Annotated in this window: 25 protein-coding genes and 1 pseudogene; 14 read left to right on the top strand and 12 right to left on the bottom strand. The window is 45.6% G+C overall.

Going from position 1 to position 19,155, the window contains the following annotated elements:
• Positions 1-71: 71 nt before the first annotated feature.
• Together AACT35_RS04185 and AACT35_RS04180 are read left to right on the top strand one after the other, a co-directional pair.
• Entirely contained in the window at positions 72-251 is a 180-nt protein-coding gene (locus AACT35_RS04185; RefSeq protein ID WP_030006310.1) for a hypothetical protein, read from the top strand.
• A gap of 120 nt (positions 252-371) precedes the next feature.
• Positions 372-881, top strand: coding sequence for an inorganic diphosphatase (locus AACT35_RS04180; RefSeq protein ID WP_030006311.1), 510 nt, complete (start codon positions 372-374; stop codon positions 879-881).
• 68 nt (positions 882-949) lie between these two features.
• Here AACT35_RS04180 and AACT35_RS04175 read toward each other — a convergent pair whose 3' ends face one another.
• Positions 950-1,582 (bottom strand): TetR family transcriptional regulator, encoded by a 633-nt coding sequence (locus AACT35_RS04175; protein WP_030006312.1) that lies wholly within the window; start codon positions 1,580-1,582, stop codon positions 950-952.
• 154 nt (positions 1,583-1,736) lie between these two features.
• On the opposite strand from AACT35_RS04175, the gene AACT35_RS04170 reads away from it, so the two are divergent.
• Together AACT35_RS04170 and AACT35_RS04165 are read left to right on the top strand one after the other, a co-directional pair.
• Entirely contained in the window at positions 1,737-1,925 is a 189-nt protein-coding gene (locus AACT35_RS04170) for a CPXCG motif-containing cysteine-rich protein (protein WP_012306851.1), read from the top strand.
• A gap of 224 nt (positions 1,926-2,149) precedes the next feature.
• Positions 2,150-3,235: a hypothetical protein gene (locus AACT35_RS04165; RefSeq protein WP_099240918.1), complete on the top strand. Its 1,086-nt coding sequence runs from the start codon at positions 2,150-2,152 to the stop codon at positions 3,233-3,235.
• A 9-nt stretch (positions 3,236-3,244) separates the two neighbouring features.
• On the opposite strand, the gene AACT35_RS04160 is transcribed toward AACT35_RS04165, so the two are convergent.
• A complete protein-coding gene (locus AACT35_RS04160; protein ID WP_062433592.1) occupies positions 3,245-3,841 on the bottom strand; it encodes a Crp/Fnr family transcriptional regulator in 597 nt (198 codons plus the stop codon).
• An 840-nt stretch (positions 3,842-4,681) separates the two neighbouring features.
• Here AACT35_RS04160 and AACT35_RS04155 point away from each other — a divergent pair.
• The gene (locus AACT35_RS04155; protein WP_030006316.1) at positions 4,682-4,921 is read left to right on the top strand and encodes a hypothetical protein; all 240 of its coding nucleotides are present in this window, start codon (positions 4,682-4,684) and stop codon (positions 4,919-4,921) included.
• Between the two features lie 105 nt (positions 4,922-5,026).
• Here the strand turns inward: AACT35_RS04155 and AACT35_RS04150 are convergent, their stop codons facing one another.
• Together AACT35_RS04150 and AACT35_RS04145 are read right to left on the bottom strand one after the other, a co-directional pair.
• The gene (locus AACT35_RS04150; RefSeq protein ID WP_030006317.1) at positions 5,027-5,362 is read right to left on the bottom strand and encodes a YnfA family protein; all 336 of its coding nucleotides are present in this window, start codon (positions 5,360-5,362) and stop codon (positions 5,027-5,029) included.
• Positions 5,359-5,931, bottom strand: a complete 573-nt coding sequence (locus AACT35_RS04145; RefSeq protein WP_339374588.1) for a 5-formyltetrahydrofolate cyclo-ligase — start codon at positions 5,929-5,931, stop codon at positions 5,359-5,361. Before AACT35_RS04145 ends, AACT35_RS04150 begins: the two co-directional genes overlap by 4 nt.
• A gap of 124 nt (positions 5,932-6,055) precedes the next feature.
• Between AACT35_RS04145 and AACT35_RS04140 the strand changes: the two genes are divergently transcribed.
• From AACT35_RS04140 to mnmH, 3 genes are all read left to right on the top strand, one after another.
• Positions 6,056-7,576, top strand: a complete 1,521-nt coding sequence (locus AACT35_RS04140; RefSeq protein ID WP_254048084.1) for a helicase C-terminal domain-containing protein — start codon at positions 6,056-6,058, stop codon at positions 7,574-7,576.
• Between the two features lie 103 nt (positions 7,577-7,679).
• Positions 7,680-7,928: a hypothetical protein gene (locus AACT35_RS04135; RefSeq protein ID WP_012306858.1), complete on the top strand. Its 249-nt coding sequence runs from the start codon at positions 7,680-7,682 to the stop codon at positions 7,926-7,928.
• A gap of 101 nt (positions 7,929-8,029) precedes the next feature.
• A complete protein-coding gene (gene mnmH / locus AACT35_RS04130) occupies positions 8,030-9,091 on the top strand; it encodes a tRNA 2-selenouridine(34) synthase MnmH (protein WP_099240916.1) in 1,062 nt (353 codons plus the stop codon).
• An 82-nt stretch (positions 9,092-9,173) separates the two neighbouring features.
• On the opposite strand, the gene AACT35_RS04125 is transcribed toward mnmH, so the two are convergent.
• On the bottom strand, positions 9,174-9,398 hold the full coding sequence (locus AACT35_RS04125) for an indolepyruvate ferredoxin oxidoreductase subunit alpha (RefSeq protein WP_012306860.1): 225 nt from the start codon (positions 9,396-9,398) through the stop codon (positions 9,174-9,176).
• Between the two features lie 204 nt (positions 9,399-9,602).
• Between AACT35_RS04125 and AACT35_RS04120 the strand changes: the two genes are divergently transcribed.
• Complete coding sequence (locus AACT35_RS04120) at positions 9,603-9,986, top strand: phasin family protein (protein ID WP_099240914.1); 384 nt, start codon at positions 9,603-9,605, stop codon at positions 9,984-9,986.
• A gap of 22 nt (positions 9,987-10,008) precedes the next feature.
• On the opposite strand, the gene AACT35_RS04115 is transcribed toward AACT35_RS04120, so the two are convergent.
• Positions 10,009-10,383, bottom strand: a complete 375-nt coding sequence (locus AACT35_RS04115) for a hypothetical protein (protein ID WP_099240912.1) — start codon at positions 10,381-10,383, stop codon at positions 10,009-10,011.
• A gap of 253 nt (positions 10,384-10,636) precedes the next feature.
• Between AACT35_RS04115 and AACT35_RS04110 the strand changes: the two genes are divergently transcribed.
• Positions 10,637-11,092, top strand: coding sequence for a hypothetical protein (locus tag AACT35_RS04110; RefSeq protein WP_143596820.1), 456 nt, complete (start codon positions 10,637-10,639; stop codon positions 11,090-11,092).
• 147 nt (positions 11,093-11,239) lie between these two features.
• The gene (locus AACT35_RS04105; RefSeq protein ID WP_216820578.1) at positions 11,240-11,566 is read left to right on the top strand and encodes a hypothetical protein; all 327 of its coding nucleotides are present in this window, start codon (positions 11,240-11,242) and stop codon (positions 11,564-11,566) included.
• A gap of 45 nt (positions 11,567-11,611) precedes the next feature.
• On the opposite strand, the pseudogene AACT35_RS04100 reads toward AACT35_RS04105, so the two are convergent.
• From AACT35_RS04100 to AACT35_RS04090, 3 genes and pseudogenes are all read right to left on the bottom strand, one after another.
• Positions 11,612-13,129, bottom strand: a pseudogene (locus AACT35_RS04100) (serine/threonine protein kinase); the annotation flags it as partial.
• Between the two features lie 12 nt (positions 13,130-13,141).
• Positions 13,142-13,426 carry a hypothetical protein gene (locus AACT35_RS04095; RefSeq protein WP_099240908.1) on the bottom strand — a complete coding sequence of 95 codons (285 nt, stop codon included), beginning with the start codon at positions 13,424-13,426 and terminating at the stop codon, positions 13,142-13,144.
• Positions 13,427-13,904: 478 nt separating this feature from the next.
• Complete coding sequence (locus tag AACT35_RS04090) at positions 13,905-15,266, bottom strand: WG repeat-containing protein (RefSeq protein WP_143596819.1); 1,362 nt, start codon at positions 15,264-15,266, stop codon at positions 13,905-13,907.
• A gap of 370 nt (positions 15,267-15,636) precedes the next feature.
• On the opposite strand from AACT35_RS04090, the gene AACT35_RS04085 reads away from it, so the two are divergent.
• Entirely contained in the window at positions 15,637-16,110 is a 474-nt protein-coding gene (locus AACT35_RS04085; protein WP_143596818.1) for a hypothetical protein, read from the top strand.
• 77 nt (positions 16,111-16,187) lie between these two features.
• On the opposite strand, the gene AACT35_RS04080 is transcribed toward AACT35_RS04085, so the two are convergent.
• The gene (locus AACT35_RS04080; protein WP_099240902.1) at positions 16,188-16,547 is read right to left on the bottom strand and encodes a hypothetical protein; all 360 of its coding nucleotides are present in this window, start codon (positions 16,545-16,547) and stop codon (positions 16,188-16,190) included.
• A 123-nt stretch (positions 16,548-16,670) separates the two neighbouring features.
• On the opposite strand from AACT35_RS04080, the gene AACT35_RS04075 reads away from it, so the two are divergent.
• On the top strand, positions 16,671-17,324 hold the full coding sequence (locus AACT35_RS04075) for a DUF2301 domain-containing membrane protein (RefSeq protein ID WP_099240901.1): 654 nt from the start codon (positions 16,671-16,673) through the stop codon (positions 17,322-17,324).
• A gap of 3 nt (positions 17,325-17,327) precedes the next feature.
• Positions 17,328-17,921, top strand: a complete 594-nt coding sequence (locus AACT35_RS04070; protein WP_099240899.1) for an L-threonylcarbamoyladenylate synthase — start codon at positions 17,328-17,330, stop codon at positions 17,919-17,921.
• 22 nt (positions 17,922-17,943) lie between these two features.
• Here AACT35_RS04070 and AACT35_RS04065 read toward each other — a convergent pair whose 3' ends face one another.
• Together AACT35_RS04065 and AACT35_RS04060 are read right to left on the bottom strand one after the other, a co-directional pair.
• Entirely contained in the window at positions 17,944-18,417 is a 474-nt protein-coding gene (locus AACT35_RS04065; protein WP_099240897.1) for a hypothetical protein, read from the bottom strand.
• Positions 18,418-18,568: 151 nt separating this feature from the next.
• Complete coding sequence (locus AACT35_RS04060) at positions 18,569-19,126, bottom strand: thioredoxin family protein (RefSeq protein WP_099240895.1); 558 nt, start codon at positions 19,124-19,126, stop codon at positions 18,569-18,571.
• Positions 19,127-19,155: the final 29 nt, after the last annotated feature.

Genomic DNA, 19,155 nt, shown 5'->3' with positions numbered 1-19,155 from the left:
TAACCACTTAATTTTTTAGTTTTTTAAAAACATTGGCTTCCTAACAATTGTGTTAGCAGGCCCTGACACCTATGGACTCCAGTGGCTCTCCCGGCAAACCTGCCGACCCTTCCCCCCGATGGTCTGATCTGCTTGGTACAGCGATCGCCCTTTTGACCTTGACCATTCCCCTACTGATTATTGGGTATTACTCCGACCGACCTGTCCAGAACCTCGCACCGGATCTCACCTCCTCTGTGTTATTGGAATAATCCTGCGGGCAAAGGAACCGCTTCTGTGTAGAATGCTTGAGGGCGATCGCCTCGCACTTTTTTAGAGTGTTTTAGGGCCGCCTCAACCCTTTGTTCTGGATATATTTGGAGAAATTACCCGTGGATTTATCTCGGATTCCTGCCCAACCGAAAGCTGGTTTGATTAATGTTTTGATCGAAATCCCCGGCGGCAGCAAAAACAAGTATGAGTTCGATAAGGATATGAATGCCTTTGCCCTCGACCGGGTGCTCTTTTCTTCGGTGAAATATCCCTACGACTATGGCTTTGTGCCCAATACCCTCGCCGATGATGGCGATCCCCTCGATGGGATGGTGATTATGGACGAGCCGACCTTCCCCGGTTGTGTCATCGCTGCCCGCCCCATTGGGATGTTGGAAATGATCGACGGTGGCGATCGTGACGAAAAAATTCTCTGTGTTCCCGCTGAAGATCCCCGTTACAACGACATTAAATCCATCAAACAGATCTCCCAGCACCGCCTAGATGAAATTGCCGAATTCTTTGCCTCCTACAAGAATCTGGAGAAAAAAGAAGTAGAAATTTTGGGCTGGAAAGACATCGATGCCGTTGCGCCCCTCGTGGAAGAGTGCGTCAAAGCTTACAAATAGAGTGCTGTAAATTGACAATGTTTAAGGGTGGGCGTGTTCTTATTGGGATGCGCCCCTTGCTTTGGGTTCTAGGCCAAAACACCATGGAGAAAAATGTCGGCGATGCCTTCTGCCATTTCCCGGAGTGACTCTGGGGTGGCGTGGGGGTCAGCGATAGTCACGTCAGAAAAGCCGGCGATCGCAAACATCCCCAAAAAGACCTGGGCGACAATGTGGGGGTTCATTTTTCGGTAAATGCCCTTTTCCATGGCCGACTCGAAAAACGCCTCTGCAATCCCAGTCATTTTATCGATCACTTCTGCCTGGATTTTTTCCTGGAGTTCTGGGTGGGCTTGGGTTTCAATAAAACAAACCTTGAGCAGATTTTTGTTTTTGTGCATATTCAGCATCCGGTGGCGCATCACCTGGGCGATCGCCTTGTAGCTGCCCATCTCACTCATTTCCGTTAAAAAATCCGTGAGGAGATCCATCCAGCCGAGGGTCGCTACTTCCACGAGGATGGTTTTTTTGTTGCTAAAGTGACGGAACAAAGTTCCCTCTGCCACCTGGGCCTTGGCGGCTAATTCCTTCGTTGTGGTTTTTTCGTATCCCTTTTGGGCGAATAACTGTAGTGCCGCCTTTAAAATTCGGTCCCGAGGCTGGTCTGCCGCGCAGTTCTCTGCTAATCCTGTCTTTGGCGATCGCTGCTGAAACATGACCATCTTTCCTACGTCCCATATACAGTATCTAACTACTTTTATTGTGTCTTAGGAGACGAAATCCCCTCCCTTAGCCTTCATAAAACTTGAGGTGCTCCCCCAGAAAATATTGAGAAACATTTAGTGACAGAAAAACAAACTAAGCGGGCAATTCATTATGGAAAATACAGCGAACTATTTTTGTGCCTATTGCGGCGAAGAAAGCATTACTTTTGTAGATCTCAGTGGTGGTTTTTCCCAAAGTTATATCGAAGATTGCCAAGTCTGTTGTCAGCCGAACCGCCTATTTATTACGGTCGATGAAGAGACCCTAGAAGTAACCATTGAAACTGACATTACCTATTGATCCCCCGCATTTCCAAGCAAATCGACGGCCAATTAAGTATTAAATTTCCAGTTCTTAGCGATTAATACTGTTTAATTGAAATTTGTCTCCTTTGGCCACAAAAAATATTTCAACAACAGCAAAAATACCGCTAACTATTACTATTGTTATTTTCCGAGTTTTGGCGGATGGTAGTGGCGAATTATTTCACTATACTGAAGTAGTGTGCCCGTCTTATTGCCACCATGGATGTCCCAACCAAAAACCAAAGTTTGATACCATCATCTGTCAAGATCTGCCTCAGCAGTGCCTTATTTCTGAGCCTTCCCCTCGCCATTTCCGTGCAAGCCGAAGTTTATCAAGGGATTGATTTTCCCCAGGGGGCCAGCTCCTTTGCAGATCGAGTCGTGAGCTTGGAATACAACGGGGCCACCAATGTCAGTGGTGAATATCGTGACGGCTCCCGCGTCCTAGGCATTCCAGATGGTAACCACGTCTCCCTCGGTAATGCCTCAGATGAAATGAATTCTTCTGCGTTGATTGTGGAGTTTGTCAATAATCGCCTGGTGGACGTGCCAGGGCCAGATCTTTACATTTTTGAAGTGGGGCCAGCGGTAGAGGCCACCAACGTGGCGGTTTCTACAGATGGACAGCAATGGTACGAGTTGGGGCGTATTCAAGGCGCTACCCGTTCTGTGGATTTAGCGAGGTTTAATGATTTGCCGACTGGTGCCCAATATCGCTTCGTGCGCTTACGTGATTATCCCGACTGGCGAACAAGTGGTAGTCCCTACGGTGGCCCAGATATTGATGCCATTGGTGCCATTGGATCTGTGGCGGCATCACCGGAACCGGTGCGTGTACCTCCTGGTAATCGGCCTGATTTGTTTAACCCTGAGCCTGGGGATACGCTTCAACTGGGTAACAATGCCCAAGCTTGTCGCAACGGCAATGTGACCTTTCAAGCCATTGGCAATCCCCAAGTGTCATTGCGCTTTGAGCCAGCCCAAGGCTTTGTGACTGTTCCCTACATTGGCGTTATTAACCATCAGCAGCGGGGAGAGGTGGCCCGATTTGAATATTCGATTTCGGTGGGCTATCCCAGAGCTAATCTCATTTTGCAAAACAGTACAACGCCGACAGATCCCCCTAGCTTTCCTATTTATTTTTTTGATGCTCGTTTAATGCCGACCTATGGGGATGTGAAATCAGAGTATGCGGTAATCTCAGGGTTTGGCTCCTATGATCATTACTTTAATGTGGAGGGTGGTTCCCGCACGGGAGGCGGAGAAATTGGCGATGTGATGTGGCGTCAACAATGTTCAGGTTAGAGTAAGTCGCTAGAGTCGAGGCAGGGGGAGACGATCGCCTTGGGGATTATCTAATAACAAAATGTGGCGATCGCCATCAATTTTTAGCCAGCCTTGCTGTTGAAATTCTTTAAAAAGTCGGGTGACAGTGACGCGGGTCGTCCCAATGGTATCGGCAAGGTGCTGGTGCGTGAAACGATAACGGAGTCGAGTGATGGTTGCCTCTGATTTGCCCATTTCGTCCTTGAGGAGCAGCAGCAAAGAAATTAAGCGGTCTTCAATGCGTTTGAGACCGGCGATCGCCAAAAGATATTCGGCTTGACGGAGGCGCTGGAGGGTTTGTTGGAGTAATTCCTGCTGGAGGTTGGGGGACTGTTTCACGGCTTTGGCGGAGTGGCGCACCAGACGACTGTCCACAAGGGCGATCGCCTCAATCCCCTCCAGTTTGGTCATAAATGATCCCCAAAAACTGCCCTTTTGCAGCCAACCCAATACCGTCACCGTTCCTTCGGGGGTATGGCTCCGGAGCTGCAACACGCCCCGTTCCACCTGCCAAATATCCTGGGAATAGCGGGGAATCACCTGACCCCGGAGGAAAGAATGGCAAATTTTTTCCGCAGCGTCCATGGGCTTACACAAGTCAAAGGTTGGGCCAATAATAATTGCTGAAAAAGATAATTTTGGTTAAGAAATTATTGAAACTTTGCCCAGGATAAAGGAGGTAGTTAAATAAAATGTAATCGTGAGTTTAAGGTTAATCTTCTGCAAAGCACCAAACCACGAAGAGAACCCCGACCCAAAATATTACTTGTTGACTAAATTGAACGAGGGAGTTGAACCCCCAGTAGCCATAAATCACAGCAAATTGAGTTGTGACATAGGTTGTAACCAAAAAGAAAGCACTTAGTCCCAATAATAATCCAATCATTTTTCTCGAATTTCTATTTTAAGAAAACCATGGTCATTATTTAGAATGTAGCATTACCTTAGTGAAAATAGGCGCATTGGAACACCCATTATTCCCCTTAAATTCACGATCAAAATATTGGTAATATCAGAGACAATTTGAGAGACTCGCATCATTTTACCCAGAGCCATTAACATTTTTTGCAAAACCCTAAACAGCACTGGCTCTTGATCTTAATTTCTGGGCTTCGGGGCTGGTGGGAATAAGTAGTTTTACTTATCAATAATTGTTGTTGAGAATCAATGGCAAAAGAATTGGATTCGGTTCACTAAAACGTTTGTTAAAGCTTTAGCTTAGGTTAGCTCAAAAGATCATGATCCTTTAGGCGGAAAAAACCAGAAAAGCAATAGTGTTTTGATTAGCCTTTCTGATGATCAGCTTTATTTTTGTTCAAACCTTTATGGTTCTTGACTTGACGGCTACTCAAGGGCAATTTTCCGTCGCTATAATTAGTAGCTGTTTTAACTTGGTCTTAATTTAGATTAAGGGGTATTTATATTATGTACATCAAACGTTTTCTCTTGGTGGCGATCGCCTCTGTTATGAGCCTTGGCTTCTTAGGTGCTTGCGGCCCTGAGACCACTGCACCCACCGATGAAACCACCACGGAAGAAGTTCCCGCTGAAGGTGAAGTTACCGAAGAAGCTCCCGTTGACGGTGAAGTAACTGAAGAAGAAGTTCCCGCTGAAGGTGAAGCGACTGAAGAAGCACCTGCTGAAGGCGAAGAAACCGCTAACTAATCATTTGGCGATCGCCTAGCACCTGGCTCCTCAATCCCTAGCTGGTTGGGGGGCTTTTTAATGGGTTTGCAAAAGTCAGGGGCGAAAAACTTTAACAGCGTTTATTTAACTGCGGGGAGCATACATCATGACCAAAACCCCGGCGATCGCCAAACCACAGCCCAGCCAATCGTAGTTATCGGGACGAACTTGGTCGATACGCCAGCCCCACAGCAACGACAAAACAATAAAAATACCGCTGTAAGCCGCATAGACCCGACCAAAGTGAGCCGGTTGCAGGGTCGGAATCACGCCGTAAACCATCAGCAGTAGCCAGCCCAAAAGGGCGACGGGTAAACTTTTTCCTTCCCTAAGCCAGAGCCAGACGAGATAACCGCCACCAATTTCAAACAGCCCCGCCAGCACAAAATACAGCAAAGATTTGAGGATGACGCTGGTCATTGGGAAAGCTCCTGGGCAATTTTAATCAGTCGTTTTTCTGTACAAACATAGTCTAAGGGCACGTCCCAGGGATCGTTGGGCAGGGTTGGCACAAAGCAACATTCAAACACAATGCCCACTGTGGTGACCGGTTGGGGTAGGGTGGCAAAAAATCGATCATAAAATCCAGCGCCGTAGCCGAGGCGATCGCCCGTTTGACTACAGGCAAGGGCTGGTACTAGCACTAGATCAATGGTTGTCAGATCAATTAAAGGAGCCGTGGCTTCCGGTTCGCGGATGCCAAATTTGCCCGGTATCAGGCGATCGCCCATTTGGTAATGGTGCCAAGCGAGATCGTCCCCGACACAACGGGGTAATCCCCAAGTTTTAGGAGCACTCAGTAAGGCTTGTAAACAGGGCTCTCGGTGGTGGGATAGGTAGCCCAAAACTGTTGTGGAATTTTGCCAGAGCAGGCTGTCCTGGAGTTGCTGACAGATGGCGACATTGGCCTGTTGCCAAGTTGATTCAAACAGCGATCGCCGCCGTTGTTTAAAGGTTTGTCGTAAGTGGGTTTTTTGATCCATATCCATGGATATACCAGACCCATCACTACCGCTGCAATAGGGTTCTGATAGGCTAGAAAGCGTTTTTGCGGGGGGATCGATTCTTGCTTAGGAAATTCTGGGTTGTTGTGTTAGCGGGAAAAGTGACGCCATGATGGAAGCACAGGTACACCAAATCCTGGTGGCGATCGCCCGTGAGCAAAATATTAGCCCCTGGCCCCACCATTTAACCCTGGCCCGGTTAGTGGCGCGGGGATTACGCTTAGGTCGCTCTGCTCTGATTCAAACCAGAACGGGTATCGAAGACTATGCCCTCAGCTATCTAACCCCTGCCCTCTTGAGTTCAGAGCCTGTCACCATCGTTGTTCCCCAGCTATTGTTAACTTGGCTCCAAGCAGAGGAAATCCCTCGCCTACAGCGTTTACTGGGAACCGAGCGCCCCATTGTCACCATTGAAACCGGAGACCAAACCCAGCCCAGCGCCATTACGCTTTTAACCCCTTCCCAATGGTTCGGAAGAATGACTGGCGATCGCCCCCCGGCCCCCGTGACAACGATTCTTAATCCCGTCGATGAGCTATGGCAGTGGGCCCAAGATTTTTACCGTTGCCAACTGCAACTTGCCGATTGGGAAATGCTCAAGCAACAAAACCCCGGCCAGCAGGATTTTATTCAGAGCCAGTACGACCAATTAAAGGCACAACTACTGCGGCGATCGCCGAATCCCTACCATTGCTATCCCCTCGACCCAGACAATCAACGCCGTTTGGCCACCTGTTTTCAACTCCCCCACCTCCCCGCAGCTTGGCGTACCTTTGCGGCTACCTGGCAACACCGTCACCAGTCACCTCTCTGCTGGGCGCACCTCCACCAACGGGACGGTCGATTTTCTCTCCAAGTAGCTCCTCAAACCCTTAACCAAAGCCTTGCCCCCCTCTGGCAACGGCAGCCGACTTTATTGATTGGGAGTTTCCTCGAACCCCAACGAGAAGCCCCAAGTTTTTGTACGCAAATTGGCCTCAACCCTGAACAGCTTACTTGCGTAGACTTTGCGCCCCCCCGTCAACAGGATCAAGTGCGCGTTTATCTGCCAGAACAGCGCCTTCCCTTACCCAATACCCCAGAATTCCAAGGGGAACTGTTGCACCAACTGCGTCACCTAATTCGCCGCCACCCTCACCAGAAGCGTCCCATTGTTTTATTGATTAACGACGTGCCCCTCCAGGCACAGATGGGGGCGGCCCTCGCCGCTGAGTTTGGGTCGCGGGTCAAGGTAGAAACAGCAAATCCCCAGGCCGACAGCATTTTGATCTGTGGTTGGGCCTTTTGGCGACGGCTTACGGATCCCTTGTTCTATGGTCAATCCGTGGGCTTCCCGTTACCTCAACTGATGGCGATCGCCACCCTCCCTCTCCCGTCCCTAGAAAATCCCCTAGTGGCAGCCCGCGTCGCCCAATACAAACAAAAACGCCAAGATTGGTTTCGCCTGTACCTACTCCCCACAGCCCTCCAGGAAATGCAACGGGCCACCTATCCCCTCCACCAAGAGCAAAGTGTGATCGCCATTCTCGACAACCGCATCAACCACCGCGCCTATGGTCAACAAATCCTCGATGCCCTCCAGCCCTGTTCTGTGTGTAATTACCTTGAACCCAACTGGTTGGGAAATTAATTTTTGAGTACTCAGGCAAAAGTCAATGCTTTTGTAACAATTTGCAATATTTCGTAAACTTATGTTAAGATTGTTAATGTAGACAAACAAAATAGGCAATTTTATGGTTACCAACTTTAATTACAAACCTGAAAATCTCTTCACCCCCGTTATTTTCCGTAAGGACTTCAGCAACGCCACCATTTCCGCGACCCAAGCTTGGTCTCTCTTCTTCTCGGCGGGTCAAGAAGAAAACCTCTTTGGCCAAGAGAAAGAAATTGGTTGGTTCTATAACAATGTGTTGTTAGCCGGTGGTGTCGCCTTTGCCCTCGCCGCAATCTTCTTTAGCGCTCCCCTATCTCCTCTGTTCTAGATCTCCCTAGACTTGTGCTAAAACCTAAACCCCCAAGGCAGCCCCGTGGCTGTCTTTTTGTTATGGTGAAGGCTTGATTCACAACGTAAAGTTAGGTGGCGATGGCTCCTCCGATTCACAGCACGACAAATCCTTGGGATCAGAATTTTCAACCCTACACAGACATTATTGATGTGCGATCGCCAGCGGAATTTGCCGAAGATCATATTCCCGGTGCCGTCAACTTTCCGGTATTAAATAACGAAGAGCGGGCCTTGGTGGGCACCATCTACACCCAGCGATCGCCCTTTGAAGCCCGTAAAATTGGGGCCGCCCTCGTGTCTAAAAATATTGGCCGTCACTTAGAAACGCATTTTTTAGAAAAACCCAAGGAATTTCACCCCCTTATTTACTGTTGGCGGGGCGGCCAGCGTTCCCACAGTTTCGCGACGGTACTGAGCCAAATCGGTTGGCAGACAACTCTCTTGACCGGGGGCTATAAAACCTATCGTCAGTATGTGCGCCAAGCCCTTGCCCATCTCGGAACGACCCTGTCTTTGCGGGTACTCTGCGGCTATACGGGCAGCGCCAAAACCAAATTACTCCAGGCATTACAGGCAGAACAGTTTCAGGTTTTAGATTTAGAAGCCCTCGCTGCCCACCGGGGATCTCTGTTGGGACAAATGTGGCAAGAAACGCCCCAGCAACAGCCTGCGCAAAAGTGGTTTGAGTCGCAACTGGTGGCCCAGCTCCAAGCCTTTGATCCCAGGCGACCGATTTGGGTGGAGTCAGAAAGTAAGACCATTGGCAAAATCCATGTACCGAAACCCCTCTGGGAAAATATGCGGCGATCGCCTGTGGTGGAAGTGGTTTTACCGATGGCCGAACGGGTTAAGTTACTCATCGCGGAATATCCCCATCTCATCGAACATCCAGCGACCCTGAAACAATTGCTCAGTCACCTCATACCCAAATATGGCAAGGGCAAAATCCAAGCCTGGTACAACTTAATCGATGCTCAACAATGGCCAGAATTTGTGGAGGCAATCCTCGAAGCGCATTATGACCCCACCTATCGGCGATCGCTACCCCGCCATTTTCGCCAACCCCAACAAACCATTCACCTCGATGGGTTAAACATCGCTGACATTCAAAGCTTCATCAAGACTCTTGGCTCAAGGTAATAGAGATTTGATGTAGCTAATAAAAATCCCCTGCTGCGGGGATTTGTTATGTCTCAAAACAATCTAGATCAAGTCCCAACAATTAGGGAGTACGCTGTAACGTGGCATTTTCTTCTGGGATAATCGCCCCTTCGACGGGACAAACCTGAATACAAATGCCGCAATCGATGCACACATCAAAGTCAATCCAGTACCAATCGGTACCTTTGGCATTTTTACCGGGGCCATCATGGATACAAGCCACAGGGCAAGCTTCGACACAATCCGCGATGCCTTCGCAAACGTCAGTCACAATGGAATGGGGCAAGGGTTTTTCCTCAAAGATGTACTGCTTGTTGTTACTGTTTGTAACCGATTCCTTGCAAGAAGATCAACGTTTCGCTATTTCTCCCCAAAGGATGCTCCGGAATATTGCTCTTCGCTATGGGGACAGGCGATCGCCCCCAGCCCAAGCCTCAAATTTATCGACTATGCTTAAAACAGCACGCTTGATGACACAGGACTTTAGACTATGGCAGGCTTCAGTGATTTAGTACAAAAAGCTTTTTACCTTGGGGTCGGGGCTGCCTCCCTCGCTGCCGAAAAAGCAGGGGCAACGATCCATGATTTGCGCGAACAAGCCCAGGTCATCGCCGATGAGATGGTACAAAAAGGGGAAATGAACGCCGAGGAGGCCAAAAAATTTGTCAATGAAATGGTCAAGCAGGCCCAACAGCGGGTACCCCAAAGCCCAGAAACGACAACAAGCTCCAACAGCGAGACCAAAGAGCCGCGCCGCATTGAAATTCTTGACGATGACGATGAGTCCGAAAACACCGACGCCATGGACGAAGCGGAACGGCTCCGGCGGGAAGTAGAATCTCTCCAAGCAGAACTGAATAATTTGAAACGGTAACTCACAGGAGGCAGTTCTGGGGTCATGGGAACGGCACGGGGGCCAAAGATGGGATGACTTTAAGGGTTTCGAGGCGGGCGATCGCTAATTCTAATCGCTGTTTTTCTAGCAGAAGGTAATCGCGTTCCTGGGGGCGATCGGCAATGACCTGATTAATTTCCACGGTGTCCCCTTCCTTTACCTTGAGGTCATCCAGTTCAGTGAGTTTGACCTTGAAGGTATAGCGGCTAGGGCTGTTGGCGATTTCTTCAACGGGTTCAACTTCTTTCTCTTCCTGCTGGGCAATGGAACCAAGGGGCAACAAAAAGGCACCGAAACTCATAAAAATTACCATCACCGAAAACAGGTAGCGGACGGGTTCACTGGGATTGAGTTTTTGTGCGATAAAATTCAGCATCATTTTTTGGTGTAAGACAAAAATTCCTTTGGGGGAATGCCTTCAGGTTTTTTGTCGGCTATCAATACACAGATACGCTTTTATTTATTTTGCTCTGGTGTCGGCCATAAATTCAACAGTTAACCACCTGAAATCAACTCACGAAACGGAATAATGGCAATCTCAGTAATTTTTGACGGGATTGTTAGGTGCTTTGAAAACTTAGTGTTAAAGTAGATTGACTCTATCTCCATAAGCTTCTTAATAGTTACTAATGCTTAAACAACTCATTCTTTCAGGTTTTATTTCTGCGTCAACCCTACTTATTTGGGCATCGTCTGTTCAGGCCCAAAGATGTCAAGATAATGTTTATTTACCCTATGGATCTGGGCTTTATGTAAGTAATTGTAATTTTCCTCAACGTGGTGGGGTTTTTCAAAATACTCAGTGGGAAGTTGCTATCTATCCTTGGGAAGAGACTTATTTTTACAAAGGAAGAAATAGGCAAACAGGAGACTCTTTATTTCTAGGCAACGTCGACGTTTCTGGAACGAAGCAAAGAATGCATTTTACCTTCCGCAATGGAAATTATAGATACATAGTTACAATCAGACCGTCAGATCCTAATGTAATTCGTTTAGAAGTATATCAAGGCTCTAGAGCTTTGCTGAACCAGCTTCTATATAAAGTTGGAGATAGTCAAGCAGCCTATAGACGAATGCAACAATAGTTATGTTCAAATAACTCTAGGAAACCTCGATTAATTGCTTTTTTGACGATTTTTTGAGTCTGAAACAACGAGGATAGGTTGCTGATCTAGCGAAATTTTGAATTTTTCGAGGTTCCCTCTATTAACTTTAATATTGCAGATTTATATATGTTTTTTGATTTTTCAAATACCGATGTTCAAAAAGAAATTATTTCGGGATTCTTTTCCATCCTTAATACTTTGATTGCTGCAATAGCAGCAGGTGGCATAGGTAGATTAATTGCAAGACAGGGAAAATTGAAAGATCAATTAAGAATGGCTGTCCAAGATATTAGTTTTCTTCTCAAAGTAGAAGAAATTCACTGTGAAAATAACAAAATTGAATTTAAGGAATCTCGCAAAAATAAAGTTCGTAAAGAAGCAAGAATAGAGGGATATAATTTTTCTGGAGAATTTACTCCCGGAAGAATACGTAGTCAGGACATTTTTAGATAGTTAACCTAATCAAAAAAAAGACCAGTTCAAATCTACACTATAAAATCACTGTAGCTCGAAATTCGGCTGATTGCTACTGATACGACCATAGATGCCATCTACGTATACTGCTCCCCCAAAACCACAAACACCAGGTTCTCCATCTTGAGTTACAACAACTTTAGTGTCAACAAATTTCATTGCAATATTACATACTCCGCCAAAGTTGCTTATCGAATGTACTGCTATCCTGCTATTAACTGGAACTGATTCTATGGTTCTAATTGATACTAATCCAGAAGCTCTTCCTTCATTGTAAGAAGGAGCACCACGTATACAGAATAAGTCGAATATAATCGATTCTTCTTTACTTTGCTCAAGAACTTTTAATGTGCAATATGCCCCATTATTATATCTAACTTCATAGATCCCAGTGACATCTTTCTGGCTTGAAGATGAATTGTAGGAATTAATAGCTGTTAAATCTTCCCTTTTCTGAATCCAAAACTCAGAGCCAGTTTCTTGCGTTAGTTTATTGATGAATATTTGAGCATTTTCCCTAGAAGCAAAACTGGCTACCTGAGCAGTATTGTCTTCTCGAAGAAAAGCATCACCACAATAATTGCTTTTAATCCTTTCTAAAACTGTAGCATTACTAATTACTCGGTACCATACACTTTTGCCAGATAATGAATCACCACAACTATCCTTGTATCCTAACAATGGTTCTGTTTCTGGAGGTTCTGGTGGAATATCTTGTGGTGTTTGGTCTACCTCTACTGTTTGGGTATTTTCTATCGTATCAGCAGTAGATTGTTCATTGGATTGAAAGAGACTTGTTAAAAATTCTTGTTGCGATAATAGGGCTCCTGTGATGAATACAGCACAACCACTACCAATCAACCAGCTTAAATAAGTCAGTTTATTTTTTGACTTATGCATTGGTTGCCCTGGCATTCCCTGTGACTTGGCCTGAGATATGACAAAGGTATCCGCATTGGTATTGGTAGAAGCTGCATAATTATTTCTCTGTCTCGGCGTCAGTAAAGGTGCTTCGACGTTATTTAACGCAACAAACATTGCTTCAGCATTAGCAAAACGATCTCGTGGATGGGAAGCAATGGCCTGAGTCAGAATGTTTTTGAGTGACGAATCGATCATGGGTGCATCATTTTCCCAATTCAGTTCACCATTTGCCGGGTTAACGATGAAGTCATTGGGCAGCTTCCCTGTTAAGAGATATATGCCTACCAATCCCAAACTATACAAATCACTACTAAAACTCGGTCTCCCTATTCCTTGCTCAGGGGACATAAAACCAGGCGTACCAATGATAATTGAGCTTTTTAGACTACCTTTGGTCGTTACTTGAGTATTGAGAATCTCCTTAATTGCCCCGAAATCAATCAAAACAGCCGATTGATCTCCTTTGCGTAGCAGTATATTATCTGGCTTAATATCCCGATGAATAATGCCTTGATCATGCACATATTTAAGGATCTTTAGTACCTGCTGCAGAATTTTGGTGGTAAGCACTGCTGACTGCGGACCGTCTCGTAGGACAATTTCTGTTAATGTTTTCCCTTCAACGTACTCTTATACTAAATAAAATAACCCTTCCTCTTCAAAATAGGCATATAGTGATGGGATATGAGAATAATTTTCCCCTAGTGACTCAAGGATCAAAGCTTCTCGATTAAAACGTTCTTTTACCAACTCATAGGAGCTCGGATCATCATCAATCCGTCGTAACTGTTTAATTACACATCGTTTCTGGGACGGAGAGTATAGATCCTGGGCAAGGAAGGTATCGCCAAAGCCACCGCTACCTAATCGCTTGGTAACTTGATAACGCTGAGCAATCAGCTTAGATTGTGTCATGGTCGCTAGAAGGATGAAGTGGAGTCTGCATCGCAGACCAGGTAACAATATTCTATGGTTGAGATTCAGGTGAGAGCAAGGGAAAGGATGAATATAGATTTCAAAGGGTATATGCTGAATTACCTATAAATTTTATGACTTATGCTCTTCACTCTGTCTAACGAGGTGGCCTTGAGAAATTAGGGAAAAATATGACTCGGCTAGCTTCTTAAGGATAATAATCATGCACATTGTGCATAGTTGTGAGGTATGTAATCTGATTGACTGACAAAACTTGTGTAGTGCCCATTGAGGACAGCTCAAACCCATCCTTTATATTCTCAGCAGATTTGCCTTTAAATCCATGCCATGTATGCTTTTAGGAGTTATTGCTTATGTTGATCTCCCGGAGCAACTAGAGTGAAATTTCAGACAACTCTAAGTTAAACACTACAACCTTTTCATATTAAGGGTTTCCCACGTATGACTAGATCTTTTGTCAGTCAACTAGTTCTAAAAGTTTTCCTTGCCTATTAATAAAGCCAATTTCATCATTAATATACACTACCCCTAGTCCATTTAAGAAATTTCCGTCAACATAATCATAAATAGCGGGAACAACCAATTCTCCCTGTGCATTAATAAAACCATATTTACCATTGATTTCAACTCGTACCAATCCTTCTGAGAATGACTCAGCATTATCATAAATAGTGGGAATAATTAATTCTCCTTGCTTATCGACAAAACCATATTTATTATTGATTTCAACTGGTGCTAGTCCGTTTGAAAACCACCAAGCATTATCATAAACAGCAGGAACGACTAATTCTCCTTGTGTATTAATAAAACCCCATTTACCATCGATTTCAACTCTTTCGAATCCTTCTGAAATTTCTCCAATATAATTATATATAGCAGGAACGACTAATTCTCCTTGTGTACTAATAAAACCATATTTATCATTGATTTCAACTCGTGCCAATCCTTCTGTAAACGGCCCAGCATCATCATAAATAGTGGGAATAACTAATTCTCCTTGCTTATCGATAAAACCATATTTACCATTGACTTCAACTTGTGCTAATCCTTCTGTAAACGGCCCAGCAGAAGCATAAATAGGAAGAATAACTAAATTTCCCTGTGTATTAATAAAACCCCACTTGCTATTGATTTCAACTCGTGCCAATCCTTCTGTAAACGGCCCAGCGTCATCATAAATAGTGGGAATAACTAATTCTCCTTGCTTATCGATAAAACCATATTTATCATTGATAGTAACTACTATGAGTCCTTCTGTAAACCAGAAAAGATAATCATAAATAGTGGGAATAACTAATTCTCCTTGCTTATTAATAATATTCTGTTTGTCATTAATTGTAACTGGTGCTAGTCCATCTGAAAAATCAAAAGCACTGTCATAAATAGCAGGAATAACTAATTTTCCTTGTCTATCGATATAGCCATACTTACCATTGATTTCAACTAGTGCTAGTCCATCTGAAAAATTATCCCCATAATCATAAATAGTAGAAATGACTAGTTTTCCTTGCCTATCGATATAACCATACTTACCATTGATCCGAACTCGTGCTAATTTTTCTAAAAATTTATCTCCATAATCATAAATAGCAGGAATAGCTAAATTTCCTTGGGTATCAATAAAACCCCACTTGCTATTAATTACAACTGGAGCCAATCCTTCTGAGAACGACGCAGCATAGTCATAAATAGCAGGAATAACTAATTCTTCCTGTGTATCAGTAAAGCCGTATTTGCCATTTTTTAAAGCTGGAGTCAGTTGATTATCTTGAGCAACAAGTAGCTCATGGTCTGCCTGTTGCGGGTTTGCTATAACCACTGACGGAGTTGTAGTAAATAAGAATAGGCTAGATACAAGAAGAGATTTCCACACAGTAATACTTTAATTTATATGATGTTTATCTCTCCATTATTACCTATATATAGGGATTAGCCAAGATGATATACAAACATTTAGTATCTTTATCGTCAACCTTAACGAAAGGCTAGTACTAATTAAAATCAACAGTAAACAAGATTTTTATAAAATGCTGTATACTAACTTCCATCAAACCCTTTACCTCTATACTTTTTGGGTTTTAGCTTATACTAAAATGCTTAAATCGTAATAATAATTAATATGCAAATAAACTAAGCATAGCTAAAACTAAGTATAGGTATTTTATCGGAGTACTACTGGATTTTTGCCAATGCTAAAAAAAATATTGTATGCAAGTCTTATCGTGGTTATATCTTTGCCAGTTTTTGCAAAACCTAGTCAGGCAAGTAGCTGCCAACTCTTTGACAATGGATATAGTTTATTTACAAATTGTGAGTTTCCTACCAATAGAGGAGGCGTTTTTAGGAATGGGGAATGGCAAGTATCGATTGCACGCTGGAATCAAGGTGAAGCTTTTGATTATATGTATAAAGGCGAAAATCTAAGAACAGGGGACTCTTTATCTCTCAACAATGTTGATCTTTCTGGAACAACAACAAGATCAAAATATATTTTTCGCAACGGTAATTATCGCTACATTGTTACCGTTCGTCCATCAGACCCTAACACCATTCGACTAGAAGTTTACCAGGGGGGGCAAGTACTTTTAAATCAACTGCTCTATCGCGTAGGTAGTGTAGACGATGCTTATCGTGAATTTTATGGACCTAGTTACGGAAGATAGCGGCATATACAGTGACCAGGTAAATTTTGCTGGGAGACTAGACAATAAAATCGTTACCCTAAAAACGCCGTAGTACTCTAATTCTTCCCTAATTCCTTCCATCTGGGTGCTGGGCTAAAAGTCTTAAAGTCGAGCTGCCCGATCGCCCACTGGTCTTGGAGAATCGAGAGCGCCTGATTCAAGTCAGCATAGGCCAGGGTAATTCTGGTGCCATAGACCTGAACTTCTGGCGGTAAGGAACTGGGCAGTTCATCAGGGAAATCAATGATGACGCTACCAGAAACCAGGATAAGGCTGTTGGGATAACGCTGGGCGATCGCCCCTAACCCTTCCCCCAATGGCTCATCATTAAAGCCCTGGGTAAAGGTTTTGGTCGTTTGCTCATCACGAATATCAAGACGAACGAGAGTGGGAATAATATCGCCATTCTCAACCACCTCATAAACGCTCTGGCCATCAGTGACTAGGTAGCCATTGTCCTCTAGCCACGATAAAAAATGTTTGATTGACTGGTTTACGATAAACGTAGCTGTTTTGGAAATGGATGACTGGAAATAACGATGTCTGATGCTTCTTTATCACCCCAAACCCCGGAAGTTTACGCCGGTTACTACGGCGAATTTACGATCACCGCTGCCGATCGCCAGGAAGTTTTTCTTTATCGTCTGGGGTTGGCGATCGCCGCTTGTGCCTTTAGCTTTGGTACTGCTTTAGCTATTGCTTTAGGCGATCAGGGTTGGACGCAGGGATTAATTTCTGGACTATTCGTCGCCTTTTGTGGTGGTCTGGGTCTCAGTTTGGCCAAGATTCATATTTATCTCATTCCTCTACACCGACTGCTCCAGGGCTTTTGGCTTGTGGGCTGTGGTGCGGCGATCGCCTTCGGTCTCATTTTTCCAGAACCGCTATTCGTCACGGTTTTAGAAAAACCCCAAACCCTCTGGGGCATTGGCTTTCTTTTTGCCGCCTTGACGGGAATTTTCTTTAAAGAGGGCTTTTGTTTTCGACGTTTGGAAACAATGCTTTTGACGCCCCTGGTGCCCCTGCTGCTTTTGGGTCACTTGACTCAGCTTTTACCGTTAGCAGTTGCCCAAATTGGGTTCAGTCTGTGGAGCGTTTTATTCATCATTTTTGCGGCTCGGAAATTTACACAAAAGCCCGCCGATGATATTGGTGATAAAAGTGTATTTGACCATCTCAAACAAACCCAATAATTAATGCCCCTCGTTACTGCTGCTGCCCTAGTTGACCAGGCAAACAATGGCCAAGTGGTGAGCTTCCCCACGGATACCGTGCCTGCCCTCGCGGCGAAACCCGACGCTGCCCCCCTGATCTATCAATTGAAACGGCGATCGCCCGATAAACCGCTGATCCTGATGACGGCTTCCTTGCCGGAGATTTGGGACTATGTGGTGGGTAGTGAGATAGAAAAAGCGCAATGGCAGGCGATCGCCCAGCAATATTGGCCAGGGGCATTGACCCTTGTCCTACCCGCTTCTGAAAAGGTTTCAGCGGCAATGAATCCGACTAATTCCGGTACCATTGGCGTGCGTGTCCCCGATTTGGCCTTGGCCCAAGGGATTTTACGCAAAACAGGCCCCCTCGCCACCACCAGCGCCAACCGTTCCGGTAGCGACCCCCTCGAATGGATGACGGCGATTGCCAAAGAATTTCCCGAAATCCCGGTGCTCGATTGCACAACCCAGGAACGAACAAGCAAGATTGGCAGTGGACAGCCCTCGACGGTGGCCCAGTGGACAGGCTCCGGCTGGCGCATTCTCCGTCAAGGGGCAGTGAGCCTTAATTTGTAAATTTGTAAAAAATAATTTGTGTTTAAGCGCGGTCTTGGTTTTGGCGCATCCCAAAGACGAGGCCCAAGCCGACGATCCCCGCTAGGAACGAATAGGCAAAGTAATCATGGCTGTGTTCTGGTTGGGGCAGTTCGCTAATGGCGTTGACGTCGATCCCCTCTGCTTGGACGGGCACAATCAGGCGATCCCAGTGGCTATCGTCGGCGGAACCAATTTCTACGGCCCAGTCCCCGGCCTTGGTGGTGTCGGCTTTGAAGCTAAATTTCCCGTTTTCATCGGTGCGACCAATCATAATCGGTTGGTCAGGATTTTCTGGAGAGTAAACCGTCACGGGGGCATTGGGGAAAACTTCGCCATCGCCAAAGGTGCTTTGGAGCTCGAAATTGTCGAAGCGCACTTGGAAATTCGTTTCAATGGCGTGGGCAAGGGCTGCTTTGGGGGCAAGACAACCGACTGACAAGCAAGTGATGGTGGTGAGGAGAGACTTCATATTCATAGGTACTTTACTGAAACAGGGCGTAACCTGAAACCTAGGGTATTTTAAAAAATCTGAGGCACCAGCACAAACGGGCCAGGGCCTTAAAATTGGCTTCAATTATAGCCAACCTTTCTGGGAAAATTTGTGAGGCAAGTTTTTCGCCCAAAACCTAGGACTTAACCTGGGCGCCGTGGCTACGGGGATCACTCTGGCGGGGTTGTTGATTGGGGCGATCGAGTTTAGAAACTTGGCCTTGGTCATAGGTGTAGGGTAAGTCGTTGTGGGCGAGGAGGGCATTGAGGTCGGCCTCTAAAATACTGCGCGGTTGTTCGCCAATGGTTTCGGCGATCGCCTCACCAGTTTCATCGAGGAAAACAAAGTGGGGAATGCCATCAACGCGGTATTTCAGCACTTCCGGGAGCCATTTGCCGTTATCGACATTAAGCATCACAAAATTAAGGCGATCGCCGTAGGTTTGTTTAATTTGCCGAAGATCCGGGGCCATGGCCTGACAACTGGTACACCAATCCGCATAAAATTCCATCAAAGTCGGGCGACCATTATCCAGGGCGACGGTGAGGGGGACGGCTTCGGCGGCCTGGGCTTCGAGGGTAGCGGTGGGGGGTTGGAATTTGATCCCCAGGGCGAGGGATACCGCCAGGGCGATCGCCACCAAACCAATTACGAGACCTTTGAGTTTATTTTGTCCAGAATTTGTGTCAGTCATAGCTAAGGGCCAGATTCCAAGTAAAACTT

The organism is Synechococcus sp. BDU 130192 (assembly GCF_963876085.1).
GTDB lineage: Bacteria > Cyanobacteriota > Cyanobacteriia > Cyanobacteriales > MRBY01 > MRBY01.
This window is presented reverse-complemented; position numbering and strand designations above follow the sequence as displayed.

Coding starts and splice junctions, on each gene's coding strand:
- AACT35_RS04185 (WP_030006310.1), top strand. CDS start 72: ATGGACTCCAGTGGCTCTCCCGGCAAACCTGCCGACCCTTCCCCCCGA.
- AACT35_RS04175 (WP_030006312.1), bottom strand. CDS start 1,582: ATGGTCATGTTTCAGCAGCGATCGCCAAAGACAGGATTAGCAGAGAAC.
- AACT35_RS04170 (WP_012306851.1), top strand. CDS start 1,737: ATGGAAAATACAGCGAACTATTTTTGTGCCTATTGCGGCGAAGAAAGC.
- AACT35_RS04165 (WP_099240918.1), top strand. CDS start 2,150: ATGGATGTCCCAACCAAAAACCAAAGTTTGATACCATCATCTGTCAAG.
- AACT35_RS04160 (WP_062433592.1), bottom strand. CDS start 3,841: ATGGACGCTGCGGAAAAAATTTGCCATTCTTTCCTCCGGGGTCAGGTG.
- AACT35_RS04155 (WP_030006316.1), top strand. CDS start 4,682: ATGTACATCAAACGTTTTCTCTTGGTGGCGATCGCCTCTGTTATGAGC.
- AACT35_RS04150 (WP_030006317.1), bottom strand. CDS start 5,362: ATGACCAGCGTCATCCTCAAATCTTTGCTGTATTTTGTGCTGGCGGGG.
- AACT35_RS04145 (WP_339374588.1), bottom strand. CDS start 5,931: ATGGATATGGATCAAAAAACCCACTTACGACAAACCTTTAAACAACGG.
- AACT35_RS04140 (WP_254048084.1), top strand. CDS start 6,056: ATGATGGAAGCACAGGTACACCAAATCCTGGTGGCGATCGCCCGTGAG.
- AACT35_RS04135 (WP_012306858.1), top strand. CDS start 7,680: ATGGTTACCAACTTTAATTACAAACCTGAAAATCTCTTCACCCCCGTT.
- mnmH (WP_099240916.1), top strand. CDS start 8,030: ATGGCTCCTCCGATTCACAGCACGACAAATCCTTGGGATCAGAATTTT.
- AACT35_RS04120 (WP_099240914.1), top strand. CDS start 9,603: ATGGCAGGCTTCAGTGATTTAGTACAAAAAGCTTTTTACCTTGGGGTC.
- AACT35_RS04115 (WP_099240912.1), bottom strand. CDS start 10,383: ATGCTGAATTTTATCGCACAAAAACTCAATCCCAGTGAACCCGTCCGC.
- AACT35_RS04110 (WP_143596820.1), top strand. CDS start 10,637: ATGCTTAAACAACTCATTCTTTCAGGTTTTATTTCTGCGTCAACCCTA.
- AACT35_RS04105 (WP_216820578.1), top strand. CDS start 11,240: ATGTTTTTTGATTTTTCAAATACCGATGTTCAAAAAGAAATTATTTCG.
- AACT35_RS04095 (WP_099240908.1), bottom strand. CDS start 13,426: ATGACACAATCTAAGCTGATTGCTCAGCGTTATCAAGTTACCAAGCGA.
- AACT35_RS04085 (WP_143596818.1), top strand. CDS start 15,637: ATGCTAAAAAAAATATTGTATGCAAGTCTTATCGTGGTTATATCTTTG.
- AACT35_RS04075 (WP_099240901.1), top strand. CDS start 16,671: ATGTCTGATGCTTCTTTATCACCCCAAACCCCGGAAGTTTACGCCGGT.
- AACT35_RS04070 (WP_099240899.1), top strand. CDS start 17,328: ATGCCCCTCGTTACTGCTGCTGCCCTAGTTGACCAGGCAAACAATGGC.
- AACT35_RS04065 (WP_099240897.1), bottom strand. CDS start 18,417: ATGAATATGAAGTCTCTCCTCACCACCATCACTTGCTTGTCAGTCGGT.
- AACT35_RS04060 (WP_099240895.1), bottom strand. CDS start 19,126: ATGACTGACACAAATTCTGGACAAAATAAACTCAAAGGTCTCGTAATT.